Source organism: Bacteroidota bacterium, assembly GCA_020161395.1.
Classification (GTDB): Bacteria; Bacteroidota; Ignavibacteria; order Ignavibacteriales; family Ignavibacteriaceae; genus UTCHB3.
This window is the reverse complement of the sequence record JAIUOE010000002.1, coordinates 459,809-478,331: the sequence shown is the minus strand read 5'-3', so window position 1 is coordinate 478,331 and position 18,523 is coordinate 459,809. Positions and strand designations below refer to the sequence as shown.

Below are 18,523 nucleotides of genomic sequence, written 5' to 3'. Positions count from 1 at the left end.
TCATTAATGAACCCCGGTATGCCTGATGCAATCGAATATCATATCCTTGTTTAAATCAATAAATCAGTTGTTTCAGTCTGACAGCACGGGGGAAAACCTCCTGAATCAGTTATGCAACTTCATCTCTGCTGAATTTGAGTTTTACTCCGCCGCCCTTTTCAAACCTGTAAACGATAAACTGGTGCTAATTGGCAAGTCTGACAATGTAAAAAAGAGCCTTGTCATCGGAAGTGAATCAGTCTGTGGTGTCTGCAAGCTTCACGACACTTCATCGGGTGTTTCTTCTTTTGATATTGACAAAAAATGTCAGATTCAGTCAACCGATTTCCTGGTGTACGAGGGATGCCTGAAAATGAAGGGGAATTCAGAGGAACAGTTCGTTTTGAAACTGACCCGGAAGTCGCCTTTCAGTCAAAGTGACATTGATAATATAGAAGTTCTCGGGAAATTTTTGCTGATAGTGTTGAGCTCCGCGAAATTCGTCACCTACACTTCCGATTCATCAATAAATAAACTGTTGCTCGATGTTTCGAATGATCTTCGGACTCCTGCAAACAGCATTCTTGGCTTTGCATCGCTTCTTTATGATGACAAATTGAGTTCTGTTCAGACAGAGTATGTCAAGCTGATAAAGGATAACGCTCAGAAGATATCCAGTCTGCTTAATGATTTGATCGATATTTCAAAGGTTGCCGCGGGAAGTGCGGTTGTCCAGAATGCTCCTTTCGAACTGAAGGGACTTTTGGATGAAATCGAGAAAAGTTTCAAAGAAAAAACAGATGCCAATGTTACCTCACTCCAGTTTGCAATAGGTGAAGCAGTGCCTAAGGAAATTGAATCTGATCAACAGAAACTTAAAACTGCAATCTCATCCATCCTTGCATTTTTGTTGAATGAAAATCCTTACGGCAGAATCGAAGTAACAGCTACCGAATCCTTGAGTGGGATTCTGACAATCAAGGTATATCATTCGGGACTAATGATGCCTCCTGAGAAACTGAAGGATGCATTCCGGATCAGCCAGATTCATGACGGCAGAGGAAAACTGACCAGCGTTTCAGCTCTCTCGCTCAATCTTGCCAAAAGATACATTGAGAGCCTTAAAGGTGAACTCATAATTGGCAAGGAGAGTGGACAGGGAGTCAGTATTTCCATAAATCTTCTGCTTACCGGCAGTTCGATGTTTGCAAGCCAGATGGAATCACTTCCCAAACCCGCAAGCCAGAACAACCGTGTTCTTGTCATTGAAGATGATTACGCCACTTCGAAACTTCTCAGCAATTATCTCAACAAATGGGGATATGAACCCACAATCGTAAATGCCGGCTTGAAGGCATTGCAGATTCTTGAGAATGAAAGTTTCCTTTCGATCATTACTAATGTTACACTTCCCGATATAAACGGGCTCGAACTCCTCCGGAAAATCAGGGAAAACAAGCTTCACAGACATACGCCTGTGATTGTCTGTTCAGTCGAAGCCGAGCAGCAAAAGGCGTTTTTGATGGGATCGGTAGAGTATTTTGTAAAACCGATCAGCTATAAAGACCTTGTTGAAGTGCTGACGAGCTACAAATTGAGGCGCGATGCCAATGTCCTCTGCGTGGATGATGACCTGAACACTCTAAATCTTGTAAAAGAGGCGATACAGTCGGCAGGTTTCAATCCTGTCGCTGAAAACTTCTCATACGAAGTACCTGCAAAGATTGCCAACATGGACCTCGATCTGGCGATAGTCGATCTCGACATGCCTCAGATGAACGGTTTTGAGCTGATAAAAGAGATTAAATCAAACTCCCGTTTTGCAAGTCTGCCGATCATTATTTACACCGGCAAAGAGAATTATGAGGAAGACCTCGCAAAGATTAACGGACTTTTCACAGAGCTTCTCGACAAAAAAAGTACGAAAATTGAAGACCTCGCTGATACAATAAGCAGAATGGTTAACAGAACCGAACCTGTTTCGAATACCGGTGGTGCCGCTTCAGGTGGCACAGGTCAGGCAGCAGCAGCTCCCGAGCCAACAGGTCCCGTAATTCTTCTTGTGGAAGATTACAAACACTCTCAGATTATTGTTACCCGTCTTCTCAGAAAGAACGGTTTCAATAATGTAACGGTTTGTGAAAATGGCGCCGAGGCTGTGGAACAGGCTAAAAAGATGAAATATGACATCATCCTGATGGATATGCAGATGCCGGTCATGAACGGTTTTGAAGCGACCGAACGGGTTAGACAGATGCCCGAGTATAAAGATACTCCGATAATCGCTCTTACTGCATTCGCAATGAAAGGTGACCGCGAAAAATGTATTGACGCCGGTGCAACAGATTATATCCCAAAACCGATCGACAGCGTTGAGTTTATTGAAAAAGTAAAGAAATATACAAACAATCCGGCTTAACCGGTGAATTCTACAGGAATAAAGCGTTAAATGATATCAGAATACCCAAGGGTAAGGTTTGCCCCCAGCCCTACCGGTTATTTACACATCGGGGGACTAAGAACCGCACTTTACAACTACCTTTTCGCCAGACAATCGGGTGGAAAGTTTATCCTCAGAATTGAGGACACCGATCGCACGCGGTATGTTCCCGGAGCCGTGGAAAATCTTATTTCAACTCTCGAGTGGTCGGGCCTGCATTATGATGAAGGTCCGGGAATCGAGGGTGAGTACGGGCCCTACACACAGTCGGAACGGCCGCACATCTACAAAGAACACACGGACAAACTTCTCGAGTCGGGACATGCCTACTACTGTTTCTGCTCCAAAGAGAGACTCGACACTCTGAGAGAGGCTCAAAAAGCCCGGAACGAACAGACTGTTTACGACAAACACTGCCTGAAGCTTTCCAAAGAGGAAGTGACAGAAAAACTTGCTTCGGGTATCCCCTATGTTGTTCGTATGAATGTCAGACACGGCAGCAAAGTACTCGTAAAGGATATTATAAGAGGAAATATCGATTTTGATACTTCAATTATAGACGATCAGGTTCTGATAAAAAGTGACGGATTTCCGACATATCACCTCGCTAATGTGGTTGATGACCACCTGATGAAGATTACACACACCATTCGCGGTGAAGAATGGTTGCCCTCGACTCCTAAGCATGTGCTCCTCTATGAAGCATTCGGTTGGGAAGTGCCTGTATTTGCACATCTGCCGCTTCTTCTGAATCCCGATCGTTCAAAGCTGAGCAAGAGACAGGGTGATGTGGCGGTTGAAGACTACCGTGCCAAAGGATATCTGAAAGAGGCATTGATCAATTTTATCTCCCTTTTGGGCTGGAATGCCGGTGACGACAGGGAATTCTATAATATGGATGAACTGATCGCTTCATTTTCGCTCGAGAGAATAAACAAATCGGGTGCCGTTTTTAATCTCGAGAAACTCGACTGGCTGAATGCGGAACATTTGAGATCGAAGACTGATAACGAACTTGCCCGTCTGCTCCGCGAAGAACTGATAGCTCAGGAGATGACTTTGACAGAAAAAATTACTGAAGATTATCTGACCAAGGTCGTTTCATGTATGAAGGAAAGAGTGAAGTTCATAAAAGAGATTCCCGTAAATGCACCATATTTCTTCTCCCGTCCCGATTCGTATGAAGAAAAGGGTGTTCAAAAGGGTTGGAAGGAAGATACTCCAAAATTGATGGAGGCTTATTCTGCAAAAATAAATGCAATGGATGCACCTTCCAAGGAAGACTGGGAAACAGCTCTCAGAAGCGCAGCAGAGGAAAACGGTGTCGGAGCAGGAAAGCTGATACACCCCGTAAGGCTTCTGGTATCCGGAGTGTCATCGGGTCCAGGACTGTTCGAGATACTCGATGCTCTTGGAAAAGATGAAGTGCTTTTCCGAATTGAAACGGGAAGTAAAAAACTTACTGTTTAGGGACGATTTTTTCGATCTCACCCAGCAGGTTTGGATCTTTTATTCTGTCCTTAAGAAATTTGAGGCGATTTTTCAGAAATGGATTATCGCCTTTTGTATTTAACCGGTGAATGAGGCTTTTCACCTCGCAGACGATTGCTGGCTCCTCAATACCGAGTGCAAAGTAAGAATCAGATGCCCGTTTGAAATAACCGGATGCCTTATCGGGATTACCCTTCTTCTCAGCTACCTTTCCGAGGAATTCCAAATCATAAGCTATGGCGAGATAGTCTTCATTATTCAAGTCCTGATCATACGCCTTTCCACCCCAGAACGAAGCCTCTTCGGTTTTACCTTCCGCCAAAGCAATAAACGCCCGTGTGTAGTATGAAAAGGCCAGCTGGTCACCCGGGTATCGGGAATCACGGTCGAAAGCAACAAAAGCACTGTTGAGATTCGTCAGTTCGATCCCGTAATCAGCTTTAACTGCAAATTTTGAAAGCGCAAGATAAGCTGTTGAAATAAGAGCGAGTGAAGAGGAAAAATACTGTTCCTTGAATTTCTTCGAAAGGGCTATAACACTGTCATATCTTTGCGAAGTGTAGTAGTATTCCGAGAGGGAATTAAGGTAATTTATCGAATCACTTCTGCCGGGCAATAAAAGAAACTCCGCTGAGAGGATGCTGTCTCCCTTTTTGTAATCACCCATCGAAGCGTAGATGTTTGCCTTTTTTAGAAGAACTTTTGTTTTCCCGGAAACATCATCGAGAAGTGAATAGCTGTTGAAAGCCTCATCAAGGGAAATAAGAGCCGGACCCGTTTTGTTCCGGTTTATCAGGTCGTTTGCGAGGTTGAAGAAATCGTCCCCGTCACTTTGCGATGCTGTCTTCTGTTCATCAATCACTGTTGAAGAGAAGCAACCCGACAGAAAGAGGGGAGAAACCAGAGCTAAAAAGAGAAGAATTTTTTTCATCTTGGCCTCTTCTTTCCCTGCTCAACTTTTTTGTTGTTGATGTTTGTGCCAAAATTTATAATCGGGTTCTTATTAATAATCTGAAGTGTGACCTGAAGATCATCGAGCACTTTTTTTATTTTTTCCTGAATCAGGGATAAATTAGTAGTCTGGTCATTTGAATACACAAGGAGTTTATTGATTTCAGGAAGAAGCTCGTTTATTGAGTTGAGAGAGGTCTTCACGGGCTTCAGGAAAGTTTCTCCGGTAGGGTCAATCATTTTGATTGCAAGGCTGTCAGGTCTCTGATAATTGACCAATGTGGCATCGAGCCTCCCCATCAGACCGCGGGCATTCTTTGTGGTGGCAACAAGTTCGCTCATAAGGTTGTCGAGTTGTGCCATACCGCCAAAAACACCTGACTTGCTTCCGGCAAGACCGTCTTTCACCATAGCAACAGTTTTGTCAACATTGGTGATAATCGAGTTAATCTTCCCGAAGGTTGAATCAATCGATTTAAGTGCATTCATTATACCGGAATTTGCCTCCCCGGCACCGGGGGAAATCTGTGGATTTACTTCATCCAAAAATGCTTCTATCTTGAACATGAAGGCATTTATCACCTCTCCCTGATATTCCACATTGTGAAGCCTTTGCATGGCTTTACCCTCCCGTGTATCAAAACCCGGAATCATGGAACCCTGCTCGAGGAGTCTGCTTTTTCCCGTACCTGTGAGAAGGAGGATATTTGTAACTGAAGTAATGAAATTCACATTTTTATAGAGAATGCAGTTGTCTCTGATGAGATTTCTGTAGTCCTCATAGATGTTCAGATCGGCATAAATATTGTTATCAGCTCCAAGAGTAAGATTATTGAGGTAGCCAATCTTAAAACCTTTAAAGATAACAGGGACATTCCCTTTCAAACCGGTAGCATCAGAAAATTTTGCCCGAAAGTTAAGTTTGGTGGAAAAAACCTTCTCACTGATCAGGATGGAAAGAGTGAGACTTGCCACGGCAAAAACAGCGAGTGCAATGAATGAGATCACAAGGATCTTTGTATATCGTAATTTTGACATATTATTTGATCTCTTTTTGATCGTAAAATTTCGGGTAGTCAAACTTGTCGGTGAAGTCGACACCTCTTTTGTGAAGTGTTGCTTCACCTTTTTTTATTAAAATTATTGTGTCAGCTTTCTCAACAAGACTTGAATTGTTGTTTTTCGAGAAGAAATGGGGAATACCCTTTTCATAAGCTGTCTCCACAATTATTTTTTCGATTAAACCGGCTGTTTGTTTCATCATCCTTGCAAAAGGTGATTCGATAAAAACCATCTCAGGACTGATAAGATACGCCCTGATATAGTTGATCAGTTTTATCTCTCCCTTGGTAAGCATCGAGGGCCGTTTCTGAAGAAGTTCTGAATCGAGTTCGAAAAATTTTAATAATTCATCAATCTTTGCGAATTTTTCCTTTTCCGGCACCGAATAATTTATGAAATCGAATGGAAGAAGAATATTCTCGGAAACTGACAGGTTTGAAACAACTCCCCCTGAGTCGAAAATGTAGCTGTTGTGTCGTAAAATTTTAGATTGATCTTCCGGGCTTTTATCGTAGAAATTTTCTCCGTTATATATCAGGGTACCGGCTGGAGGCTTTTGCAGACCTGCAACAAGACGAAGAAATGCGACGGCAGACTCCTCGGAATCCGACAGAATGGCAGTAAGTTTTGATTCCGTCAGGTCGGCAGAAAATGAGCTTACTACAGTTTGTCCCTCACGGGTACATGTCACATTTTCGAGCTTAAGACTAATCATAGAGAAAAAGATAGAATAAAGCAGTTACGGTAATATCCAGAATTACGAGTGTTGCCACCGAGTTAACTACTGTTTTTATTGTTCTCTGCGGCACTTCTGTAATCGCCTTTTGCACCTTGAAGCCGTTATAGCACGCAATAACTCCGATAAAAAATCCGAAGAAAGCCGATTTAACCACACTGATTAGAAGATCGGTAACACTAAGCGCGGTAAAAAGATCATAAAGGAACTGTGTCGGAATCACGGCAGCCGAAAGAAAACTCACAAATCCGCTCGTTGCGAAAGCAGCAACATTAAAATAAATTGTAAGGCATACTACAGAAATTACCATCCCGATTACACGGGGAACAGCGAGATAGGCTACCGGTGAAATGCCAAATGAGTAGATCGCCAGCGTTTCATTGTTGATGTTCATGTTCCCGAGCTCTGTCGAAATGGCAGTACCTGAACGGGCAATCACAATAAGAGCTGTAAGAAGAGTACTTAATTCCCGCGGTATAATCGCCACGAGAATGGTGTAATACATCGGACTTTGTGAGAAATTGGAGAGAACCGAGTTACCCTGAATGATGATCACAGCACCCACAGCAACAGCCGCAAGAGTGATGATAGACAAAGCTTCAAATCCGGTAAACAGTATCTGCCGGTAAACGACAGCATAAGTGATGTGCTTTATTTCTCTCTTGGAAATAAACTCACTCACTACTGTCACCATGAAATTAAAAAATGACTGGCTTTGAAGTCCGGGTATCATTTAATTGACTCGGTATTTTTACAATATGATCAATTATTGAAAACCCAATTTAAGAATAATTCGGGAGAGAAAAAACCGATATTAGTTATGAATTATGACTTATGAGTTATTAGTGCGTGTAAATCAAAATGGAAACCGCCCGCCTTGATTTACCATCAATTCATAATTCATAAATCATAACTAATACTTAACCAGTTTTTTCTCCAGCTCGGTGAGGGAGCAGATGTATTCGGCATTCGGGTATTTGGCGAGGGTGTTGTTGGTGTCGGATGAGAGACCCTGGCCGCCGATGAGGATTTTCTGGTTTGGAAACTGTGTGCTGATGGCATCAAGAAGTTCGATGAATCTTAAAAAGTTTATATAGAGACTGTATGTGATGCCGACAATTTCAGGTTTTGTGGATTCGATCATGTTGAGAACTTCCCTTTTGGGGGTGTTTCCTCCGAGAAAGACCGCAGTCCATCCCTGAAGTTCGAAGATGTTCGCTACCATTCTGGCACCTATGTCGTGGAAATCTTTGTCCACACCGGTAAGAAGAATGGTTCTGCCGTTCGAAGGTGATTTAGCGTAGAGTTCGCAGGAAATATCCACCAGATACTCGGTTATTTTGGTGGCTACATGCTCTTCGGCAATGGATATTTTGCCTTCTTCCCACATTTTCCCGATTTTGTAGAGGGATTTCTGCAGGAGGTTAATGTAGATATCTTTGATATCAGTTTTTTCTTCAGCGAGGGATACTACAATTTCTCTGCACCGGTGTTTGTTACCTTGGGTGAGGGAATTGAAGTAATCCCAATAGTGTACATCTTTGATCATTTTACCACAATAGTTGATTTAATGTAGTAACCATAAAAAGATCAAATCAGTTCCACAAAACTATGCGACAGCCTCAACTCGTCTTATTCCCGGTACTTCTCTAATGATAGCTCTTTCCACACCGGCGCGAAGTGTCATCTGAGACATGGGACAGGAGCTGCACGCCCCTGTCAGTCTCACTTCTACAATTCCGTCGGGAGTAACATTTACCAGTTCGATATCGCCGCCGTCAGCCTTGAGGTAAGGTCTGATCTTTTCGAGTGCGTCGAGGATTCTCTGATTCAGGTTATTGGTCATCGTCACTTAAAATTATTTCGAGTTTCTGTGTTGCTGAGTTAGAGTTGGCGATCGAAATCTGTGCTGCAAGATTTCTTGAAATGCCGGTAACGATGTTCGCCTCGGAGGAGTCGGGGATGTCGTACACCACAGGGATTCCTTTGTCGCCACCCACTCTGATCCTTGGATCGATTGGGATGGATCCGAGAAATTCCGAATTACATTCTGCAGCAAGTTTTTCACCACCGCCACTTCCAAAGATATCATATTTTATGTTTGTATCAGGGGCAATAAAATAACTCATATTTTCCACGATGCCGAGGATGGGGACATTTACTCTCTCGAACATCGAAGCGGCTTTTCTTGCATCAGCGAGGGAAACTTCCTGAGGTGTGGTGACAATCACGGCACCCGTCAGTGGGATTGTCTGGCAGAGTGTAAGTTGTATGTCACCTGTTCCCGGAGGCATGTCGAAAAAGAGATAATCGAGCTCATCCCAGTCAACATCGGTCATAAACTGTCTTACAGCTCCCGAAGCCATCGGTCCGCGCCAAATAACAGGGGCATTGTCTTCCACAAGGAAACCGATTGACATCAACTGGATACCAAATTTCTGCAACGGGAGGATTCTCACTTTGCCGTCAACCTGTCTTACGAGAGGTTTTTCGTTAATTCCGAGCATTAGAGGAATTGAAGGTCCGTAGATATCAGCATCTATCAGTCCCACTTTTGCACCGTCGAGAGCGAGTGAAACAGCCAGATTTACTGCCACTGTGCTTTTTCCAACACCCCCTTTGCCACTTGCTACAGCAATGGTGTTTTTAACATTCGAAAGGAAACCGTTATTATTCTTTTTGAAAGCAAACGAAGTCACATTCGATGTCATGTTAATATTCAGTTCACCGACTTCAGGTACACTGCTTTTAATGGCAGAGATACAGTCATTTTTTATTTTTTCTTTCAGGGGACACGCTGGAGTGGTAAGAACAACATCAAAAGAGACATTATTCCCCTCAACGGTGAGTTTCTCAATCATATTTAGGGTTACAAGATCTTTTTTCAGATCGGGATCATTTACAGTTCCTAGAGCTTTAAGAATCTGTTCTTTATTTACAGCCATGTTTGTCCTTTAGTAATTTGAGTATTCGAATTGCTGGTTCATCAGCCATTCCTGTGCACAAAGCTCCTCAATACTTTGTTGAGGGGCATACGAATATTTTTTATCGCTTGAGAGTATCCTTGCCTTCACATTGTCGTGCAGATACACTTCAAGAATTGTATTTCTTAAATAATTTTTGATCGACTTGTCGTAAATTGGTGTCATTAGTTCGACTCTTCTGTCGAGGTTTCTTTGCATTATGTCGGCACTGGTGATGAATATTTCTTCATCGCCATTGTTGTGGAAAAAGAAAATTCTTGAATGCTCGAGGAACTTGCCGACCACACTTCTAACCCTGATATTCTCGGAAATGCCGGGAATTCCCGGGACGAGGCAGCATATCCCCCTTACAATCAGATCGATTTCCACACCTGCCTGCGAAGCTTCGTAAAGGTAGCCAATGATGTCGGGATCGACGAGGGAATTGACTTTAATGATTATCCGTCCCTTTTTACCTTCCCTTGCGTTGGCAATTTCGCGACAAATCAGTCCTTCTATATTTTGTCTCAGGTTTATCGGGGCAACACTAACATCCCTGAAATCCTTTTGAGCACTGTAACCGGTGAGGATATTGAATATGTCGCTGATATCGTTGCAAATTCCCTCGTTGCAGGTAAACAGGCCGATATCTGTATACAATTTCGCCGTGCTGGCGTTATAATTTCCGGTTGCAACATGCACATACCGGCTAAGCTGGTTTTGTTCTCTTCGAACAACAAGTGTCATCTTGGCGTGTGTCTTAAGTCCTACAAGACCGTAGACCACATGTACACCGACACTCTCGAGCTGTTTCGCCCAGTATATATTGTTTTCTTCGTCGAAGCGGGCTTTCAGTTCAACAAGAACCGCAACCTGCTTTCTGTTCTCCGCTGCTTCAATGAGGGCATCGATCACGGGCGAATTTTTCCCAACCCTGTAAAGCGTCTGTTTTATCGCAAGAACATCAGGATCCTGCGAAGCCTGTTTAATAAAATCAATAACGGGTTTAAATGAATCAAAGGGGTGGTGCGTCAGTACATCCCGCTGTTTAATCACTGAGAAGATGTTTTTTTCTTCCTCAAAAACCTTCGGAACTCTGGGAATGAATGGTTTCTCCTTCAACTGGTGAAGTGGAAGCCCGTATAAATTCATGACATCGCTCAAACCGAGAGGCGGTTGCAGAGGATGGACATCGGAGTTTTTAATCTCAAGATTTGACACAAGGGTCTCGAGGATATATGCCGGCATATCCTTTTCCACTTCGAGTCTGACCACATTTCCGAACATTCTTTGTTTGATGTTCTCCTCGATTAATTCGAGCAGGTCATCGGCTTCATCCTCCTGAATTTCGATATCAGTATCACGGGTAATCCTGAAACAGCAGGAATCCAGAATTTTCATTTTAGGGAAAAGTCGTCCGATGTTCGCCTTTATCAGGTCTTCGAGCCAGATAAACCGGATCTCGCCCGCACTTCCGTTACCTTCGGGGCCTGCCAGAATTGTGTCGATCCTCAGCAACCGGGGAAGTATCGCCGGCACTTTCACTCTCGCAAACTGCAGTTCACCGTCGGTGTCTTTGATTGTAACAGCAAGACTGAGGGAAAGGTTTGATATGTAGGGGAAAGGTCTCCCCGGATCGAGTGCAAGGGGAGTGAGCACGGGAAAAATCTGATTCTCAAAATACGAGTTCAGCTTTGTTTTTTCCTGTCCGGTTAATTTACTGGTCGAGGTAATTTCCACACCGTTCGACTCGAGCTCCGGAACAATGGTATGATTCCAGTATTCAAGCAGATCATCCACCAGGGGACGCACTTCTTTGTCGATCTCATAAAGTGCTTTTTGAGGTGTCAGACCGTCAATTGTAATCTCGGCAATGTTCGCAGCAATCTGCTCTTTTATACCCGAAACACGGATCATGTAAAATTCGTCGAGATTGGAACAAAAGATCGAAATGAACTTTATTCTCTCCAAAAGCGGGAGTCCCGGATGCAAAGCTTCCTCGAGAACCCTTTTGTTGAATTCAATCCAGCTAAGGTCTCTGTTTATAAAGTTTTCCGGTACAAGATACTTTTTTATCTGATCTTTCAGACGGTCTTTTCTTTTCATGGGCTTTTTTAAATTTTAACCCTAAATATACGAAGAAAAAGGGAGAAAGGGAAGGAGAGACCGGAGAGACCGGAGAGACCGGAGAGACCGGAGAGACTCAAGTACTCAAGCTTCTCAAGTACTCAAGTCTCTCAAGTTTCTCAAAAAAATATTTTCCAGACCTATTGACTTTAAAATAAATTTTTGGTAACTTGCATTCAGGTTATGTGAGGTTTAGTTAACTGGATACAATCACCAACAAAGGAGTCCGATTCTTTTAGATAAAAATGTCACCTGTTTATTTTAATTTGGAAAGCGATCTTACGAGTCAAGTTTAGTGTCGTGAGGGAAAAATCGCACCAAAGCTTCTAAATCGCCTTTCGGGGCGTGGTTCGCTTTCCTTTTTAATATTCAAATCCCCGTAATCGTAACCTGATCTACAAAGAGACATTCTACAAATCCAACTCTCAGTCAAAATTTGATTTGCCAATTGTTATGCTTTAACCGGTGTTTTATGCCCCGGATTTCTGCTTAATAATTTCTCAATAACTGTATACTTATGTGTAATCCGGTTCCCCCGGTTGAAGCGAAGAATTATGTTTAATAACAAAAAGTATATATAAATGCTTACATACAAATACTCGATTGACGAAGTTTACGACAGACCCCTTGTCCCTGCGAAGGCTAAAGCAGGGAAGAGGAGCTGGCTCGCTACTGTAGTTCTCATACCGGTCCTTGTCACGATCGGTTTCGTTTTGCTTCTCTACAGCCCCATCAAAGTGGTTCAGCTGACTATAGAAAAGTTTTCTCATCAATAATAACAGGTTAGGTTATCTTATGAAAAAAAGGTTACACACATTCATTTATTGTAACAAAATTAATTGTCGCTCCCTTTTGTTTTGGGTGACAGTTTTAATGGGATCTTTAAGTCCAAATCTATTCTCTCAAACAGTATTGATAAATCCCTCAGGAGATGGTGGCTTTGAAAGCGGTGCATCATTCGCTGCAAATGGGTGGACTGAAATAAATGGCGTTGCGAATCCATGGTATGTTGGTACCGCCACAAAAAAAAGTGGAACGAATGGTGCTTATATATCCAATGATTTAGGGGTCAATAATAACTATACTTTAACAAGTGCCTCAACAAATCATTTTTATAGAGATGTGACTTTCCCGGTTGGCGAAACAGCAATTACTTTGACATTTGATTATAAAGGGGTTGGTGAAAGCACTTTTGATTTTGTTCAGGTGTTTTTAATCCCCACAACTGTAACTCCGGTCGCCGGGACACAATTGACTGCTTCGGCCACTCAAGTAAGACTTGGAAATCAATATATTAATCTACAAACAGGTTATACTACCTACTCTTTTGTTATACCTGCTTCAGCTGCAGGAACCACTCAAAGGTTGGTATTTTCTTGGAAAAATGACGCAACCAGTGGCTCTAGTCCGGCCGGAGCGGTAGATAATATAACTTTGCTTTCCAAGGCAGTAACTCCGCTTGCGGGTTCATATACCGTTGACAATACCTCATCGACATCTTCCTCTAACTTTCAAAGTCTGAGTGAAGCTGTTTCCGCTCTCAATGCGCATGGAATTTCCAGTTCTGTGACTTTCAACATTGCTGCGGGGCAAACATTTGATAATTATGTAGATACTCTAAAGGCAACCGGAACATCATTGAGTACAATTACCTTTCAAAAATCAGGAGTGGGTGCTAATCCGGTAATTACTAATGAAGGTTCAGGGGCATCAGGTACAGCAGGGGATGCACTTTTTATGTTATTCGGATCAGATTTCGTAACGATAAACGGTCTTGACTTTATAACGAGGAGTACATCAACAACTGTCGAATTTGGTCTGAACATGGTCAATGCAACCTCAACAAACGGTGCAAGATTCAATAATGTGATAAACTGCAACGTCAACTTGAAAAATACCGCATCCTCTTCAAACACCGCGTCCATTGCGTTTAGAATTCATGCTTGGACAGCACCAACAGATACGAACGGAAACAACAGCTATAACACAGTTAAAAATGTGTCGTCTCAAAATGCATATCGAGGAATCCTGTTGTCAGGAGGTAGTTCAACAAATCGTGACAGATATAACACTATTACTGCCGATCCTTCGTACATCTCACCTATTAGTGGTGCAGCAACAGGTTATAATGACATTGGAAATGCAACAGTAAGTCAGAGTTCCGGGCTAAGGGGTGTTGAGTTACTGGGTCAGGATAATGTCAAAGTGGAAAAGTGTGAAATTCGAAATCTCGTTAACACAAGCACTTCATCCACTAATGATTTGGCAGGAATAGTCATTAACAGTACTTTTACAAACTTAACAACCACTATCAGTGAAAACATACTTCACGATTTTACTTCATCCTCTACTGGTACTCAAGTTGTTTATGGGTTATGGACTAATGGAGCAGCTGGGGTGGGACCTTTTAACATATCGAGGAACCGTATTTTTAAGATAACAGGTGCTTCTACAGGTTCTGGATCGACTCGTGGAATGCTGCTCGCTTCATCTGCATCCGGGGTTATAAATTGCAATAACAATCTCATATATCAGTTGAATAATCCTGCGTGCACCGGGGCTCCCGGAATTCGAGGTATAGAGCTTAATTCAGCAGTTACGGTTAATTTATACTATAACACTGTATATCTTGATGCAACCTCAACATTGACTACAACATCTTTTCAGACAGCGTGTTTATACATGGCTTCCAGTACATCGACAATTCTTGATTCCAGGAACAACATTTTTGTTAATAAAAGTACCACAGCACCTACGGGTACGGCAACCAGAGCGGTAGCATTCTATAAAACGACAGCAACAATCGGAACACAGATTGCCACTACATCTAACAACAATTTGTTGTTTGCTGGAACAGCAAGTTCAAAAAATTTACTCGCATATGATGCTACCACCGGGTATCAAACATTGACGACTTATCGAGCATGGTTAGTGTCACCACGAGAAACAAATGCAAAAACAGAGGATGTTCCATTTGTCAGTACGAGTGGTACATATGATTTGAATATTCAATTGGGTGTACCCACTTTTATTGCCAACGGGGGTACTCCAGTCTCTATAACATTAGATTTTAACAACACAACAAGGAACGCTACCAATCCTGATATCGGTGCCTACGAGGGTAACTTTACACCGATTTATAATAATGACATAGGTTCACTTGCCTTCGTTACGCCTTCCGCCGGCGGTACTCAAATTGAAGGTCAACTTTTTACCCCACGAGCAACTTTTAAGAATTATGGATTAATTGATCAATCCGGCTTTGATGTCAGAATGATCATCAAAGGTCCATTACCGGCCGTCAGTGAAGTGTATAATGAAGTAATTACTGTATCGAGTTTGACAGCTGGTGCATCTCTATCGGTTGACTTTAATTCTTCAGGAACTGATGGTCTTGCAGCAGGAGCATATACTTTACAAGTTATTTCAGAACTTAGTGGAGATGAATTTCCAACTAATGACACATTAACCACAACTTTTTCAGTTGCAGGTCCTCTCTCAGGAGATTACCTTGTCGGAACCGGACAAACCGCCCCATTCGATAAACTGTCAACTGCCATTAACCGGTTAAACGCAGTAGGTGTCTCTAGTTCTGTGAGGTTTATCTTAACCGATGCCAGCTATTCTACATCCGAGACTTTCCCACTGACCATTAATCAATTTTCCGGTAGTTCTGCAACAAATACTGTAACGATTAAACCGCAAACAGGTACAAATGTTACCATCACCGGAAGCAATTCGACAGCTATCTTCAATCTTAACGGTGCTGACTATGTGACTATAGACGGGTCTGAGTCTCCTTCTTCATTTCTAATTAGGAATTCACTAAATACAGCCCCTGTCATCAATTTTGCTTCTGATGCAACCTATAACACTATCAAGTATTGTACTGTTGAGGGTGGAAATACCACTACAACGAATGGTGTTGTGATGTTTGGAGCAGGGACCGTTGGTAATTCTTTCAATGAGATCAGAAATAACAAGGTCAGAGACCGGTCAGATTTAACTGCTCTACCTGTTAATCTAATCTATTCATCCTCAACATTAAATTCATCTGGTATCATCAGAAATAATCAGTTCTATAATTTTACCGGCTCTGGTGTCAATTTATCATCAGCAGGTGATAATTGGAATGTTGATTCAAACTACATATTTCAAGTTAGCTCAAAAACAACTGCGTTAACTTGCATAAATATTGGAACCGGGAACAACCACACTGTTAACAGGAATAGTATAGGTGGTGCGGCAATTGATAGAAGTGGCTCGCCATTAAGCACCACAGGTATTTTTGTTGGGATCCAACTAAGTGTCGGAGCCGTAACTGCTTCAAAGGTCAATGGTAATACTTTATCGAATATCTTTTGTGATAATTCTACAGGTGTAGCCAGAATGATTCGTGTTTCTGCCGGGAATGTGGAAATTGGATCTTCCGCCGGTAATATTATAGGAGGAAATGCTTCCAGCCCAGACACGATAAGGTTGGGCTACGACTCAGAGATGATTAGTTATTCGGGGACAGGTGTTTGCAGAATTGAGAATAATGAGATCGGGAACATCAATTATTGGGATGCAGGTGGTGACAGGGCATTCGGAATTATTGTATCATCCGGTACTGGGATTGTTAAGAATAATGTTGTTCGGGACATAAAATCGAACTCGACAGGTACAGCCTCGGGGGTTACCTCCTTTTTCCCTGCCGGAATTGTTTTTGCACCTACAGCCACCACAGGCAATATCTTGGATTCAAATCGAGTCTATAACATTCAGCACACCAACAATACATCTGGGGCTTACACAATTGCTGGATTTGTAATCTCAATTCCAACCGCTGCGACCGATGCAATTGTTCAAAGAAATAGAGTGCATACTATAACTACAGTTGCAACTGGTGTTGGCCTGAATTCATCAAGAGTTTGGGGTATGTTGATATTGGCCGGTACTGCCAATTACATCAACAATATGGTTACAGTTGGTGAAACAGTTTCCAATGATGCACGAATAAGTGGTATCGCAGATACCTCAGCTTCAGGCACAAATGGTTTCTACTATAACACAGTAGTTATTAGTGGATCTCATTCAGGCTCGGGAACGAACAACAGTTATTCATTCAGTCGACCGGTAACAGTAACTCCATCTACGGATAATCTTAGAAATAATATTTTAGTAAATACCAGAACTGGAGGCACCGGTAATTACCATTTTGCAATTGGTGTTTCATCTGCAACTGGCTGGACTGCCACTTCCAGTAATTATAACAATTTATATTCCTCCAATTCCGCTTCTATTGGAGAGTGGGTATCGGTTTTAAAGGATTTTTCTGAGTGGAAAAATTCATCCGCCGGGGATAATAATTCAGTGACCAGAGCAACGCAGTTTCTGAGCCCTACAGACCTTCATTTGGGTGGAGCTTCTGTTGGTGATTTGAACCTGATTGGAACACCAATCTTATCCATCTCAGATAAGGATATAGATAATGAGTCGAGAAGCGCTACATTTCCTTATATGGGTGCTGATGAGGCTAGTGTCCCTCTTCCTGTTGAACTCGTAAACTTCTCTGCAAAAGCGAAGAGCCGCAATGTGAATCTCACATGGGAAACCAAAACTGAAACAGACAACTCCGGTTTCGAAGTTGAGAGAAAAGACAAAAACGGCGACTGGAAGAAGATCGGTTTTGTTGAGGGATTTGGTTCATCAAACTCACCGAAGTATTATACTTATGAGGATAAGAAACTTTCATCCGGAAAACATAACTACAGACTGAAACAGATCGACAACGATGGCACAACTTCATACAGTAATGAAGTGGAAGTTACTATTGATGTACCGACAGAGTTTGCACTAAGCCAGAACTATCCGAATCCGTTCAACCCGTCCACGAAGGTTGACTATCAGTTGGCAATGGATGCAAAGGTTACGATAGAGCTATACAGCATTACCGGAGAAAGAGTGGCGACACTTCTTAGTCAGGAACTGGAAGCAGGCTACTATTCGATGATGATAGATTCATATACCCACAATATGGCATCGGGAATCTATATCTACAGAATGATAGCTACTGATGCACTCGGCAAGAGTTTCGTTTCAACCAAAAAACTTTCATTAATTAAGTAAAAAGCAGGAGAACAAAATGATCAATAACGAACATTTATATAACTGGTCAATCAAGAACGGTGACTACCACCGTCAAAACGGTGACTACGACAAGCTCTACCACAAAGGAAAGAAAAAGGACAAGATCGTGAGAACCCTCCTTTGGTTAGGAGCTGCATTCCTGACATATCAGGTGTTCTTCAAAGTGCTTGCATATGCCGCAGGTAAATAGAAATACAGTGACAAAGTAAATCTCAGATTTACTCTAAAAGAAAAAACCTAACCAGTTGGACCCGTCATTCGAAAGAGTGGCGGGTTTTTTTTTGAGAAACTTGAGAAACCAGAGAGACTTGAGAGACCAGAGTTACTCAAGTTACTCGAGTTACTCAAGTTACTCGAGTTACTCAAGTGCTCAAGTCACTCAAGTCACTCAAGTCACTCAAGTACTCAAGTACTTATTGTTTTCTCCCAAAAAGGTTGTACATTTGTGGAGTTCTTAAAAACAATTTACGGTGTTCTGCAGGGAGCAGAAAGAATAGGGAAGCCGGTGAGAATCCGGCGCTGTCGCGCAACTGTGTGAGGATATAGCATTTCCAGTTTGCCATTTAAGCCACCATGATATATTGGGAAGGCTTGGCAATTTACCTCGAGCCAGGAGACCTGCCGTAAATAAACAGGTAACAA

Annotated in this window: 13 protein-coding genes and 1 riboswitch; of the genes, 5 read left to right on the top strand and 8 right to left on the bottom strand. The window is 42.4% G+C overall.

Features of this window, described 5'->3' with window-relative positions; genetic code table 11:
* The first annotated feature begins 25 nt into the window (after positions 1-25).
* Entirely contained in the window at positions 26-2,398 is a 2,373-nt protein-coding gene (locus tag LCH52_04605; GenBank protein MCA0387755.1) for a response regulator, read from the top strand.
* A gap of 30 nt (positions 2,399-2,428) precedes the next feature.
* Positions 2,429-3,889 carry a glutamate--tRNA ligase gene (gene gltX / locus LCH52_04600; GenBank protein ID MCA0387754.1) on the top strand — a complete coding sequence of 487 codons (1,461 nt, stop codon included), beginning with the start codon at positions 2,429-2,431 and terminating at the stop codon, positions 3,887-3,889.
* Here gltX and LCH52_04595 read toward each other — a convergent pair.
* From LCH52_04595 to ppk1, 8 genes are all read right to left on the bottom strand, one after another.
* Complete coding sequence (locus tag LCH52_04595) at positions 3,879-4,841, bottom strand: hypothetical protein (protein MCA0387753.1); 963 nt, start codon at positions 4,839-4,841, stop codon at positions 3,879-3,881. The genes gltX and LCH52_04595 overlap by 11 nt on opposite strands.
* Entirely contained in the window at positions 4,838-5,899 is a 1,062-nt protein-coding gene (locus LCH52_04590) for an MlaD family protein (GenBank protein MCA0387752.1), read from the bottom strand. Before LCH52_04590 ends, LCH52_04595 begins: the two co-directional genes overlap by 4 nt.
* Before the next feature lies 1 nt (position 5,900).
* Positions 5,901-6,638, bottom strand: a complete 738-nt coding sequence (locus tag LCH52_04585) for an ATP-binding cassette domain-containing protein (GenBank protein ID MCA0387751.1) — start codon at positions 6,636-6,638, stop codon at positions 5,901-5,903.
* Complete coding sequence (locus tag LCH52_04580; GenBank protein ID MCA0387750.1) at positions 6,631-7,392, bottom strand: ABC transporter permease; 762 nt, start codon at positions 7,390-7,392, stop codon at positions 6,631-6,633. Before LCH52_04580 ends, LCH52_04585 begins: the two co-directional genes overlap by 8 nt.
* Before the next feature lie 180 nt (positions 7,393-7,572).
* The gene (locus LCH52_04575; GenBank protein ID MCA0387749.1) at positions 7,573-8,208 is read right to left on the bottom strand and encodes a cobalamin-dependent protein; all 636 of its coding nucleotides are present in this window, start codon (positions 8,206-8,208) and stop codon (positions 7,573-7,575) included.
* Positions 8,209-8,268: 60 nt separating this feature from the next.
* Positions 8,269-8,505, bottom strand: coding sequence for a NifU family protein (locus LCH52_04570; GenBank protein ID MCA0387748.1), 237 nt, complete (start codon positions 8,503-8,505; stop codon positions 8,269-8,271).
* On the bottom strand, positions 8,495-9,604 hold the full coding sequence (locus LCH52_04565) for an Mrp/NBP35 family ATP-binding protein (GenBank protein MCA0387747.1): 1,110 nt from the start codon (positions 9,602-9,604) through the stop codon (positions 8,495-8,497). Before LCH52_04565 ends, LCH52_04570 begins: the two co-directional genes overlap by 11 nt.
* 9 nt (positions 9,605-9,613) lie before the next feature.
* Complete coding sequence (gene ppk1, locus LCH52_04560) at positions 9,614-11,728, bottom strand: polyphosphate kinase 1 (protein ID MCA0387746.1); 2,115 nt, start codon at positions 11,726-11,728, stop codon at positions 9,614-9,616.
* Positions 11,729-12,330: 602 nt separating this feature from the next.
* Between ppk1 and LCH52_04555 the strand changes: the two genes are divergently transcribed.
* From LCH52_04555 to LCH52_04545, 3 genes are all read left to right on the top strand, one after another.
* The gene (locus LCH52_04555; GenBank protein ID MCA0387745.1) at positions 12,331-12,525 is read left to right on the top strand and encodes a hypothetical protein; all 195 of its coding nucleotides are present in this window, start codon (positions 12,331-12,333) and stop codon (positions 12,523-12,525) included.
* 97 nt (positions 12,526-12,622) lie between these two features.
* Positions 12,623-17,860 carry a hypothetical protein gene (locus tag LCH52_04550; protein MCA0387744.1) on the top strand — a complete coding sequence of 1,746 codons (5,238 nt, stop codon included), beginning with the start codon at positions 12,623-12,625 and terminating at the stop codon, positions 17,858-17,860.
* A gap of 16 nt (positions 17,861-17,876) precedes the next feature.
* The gene (locus LCH52_04545; GenBank protein MCA0387743.1) at positions 17,877-18,071 is read left to right on the top strand and encodes a hypothetical protein; all 195 of its coding nucleotides are present in this window, start codon (positions 17,877-17,879) and stop codon (positions 18,069-18,071) included.
* A 261-nt stretch (positions 18,072-18,332) separates the two neighbouring features.
* Positions 18,333-18,522: riboswitch (cobalamin riboswitch) on the top strand.
* The last annotated feature ends 1 nt before the right edge of the window (position 18,523 follow it).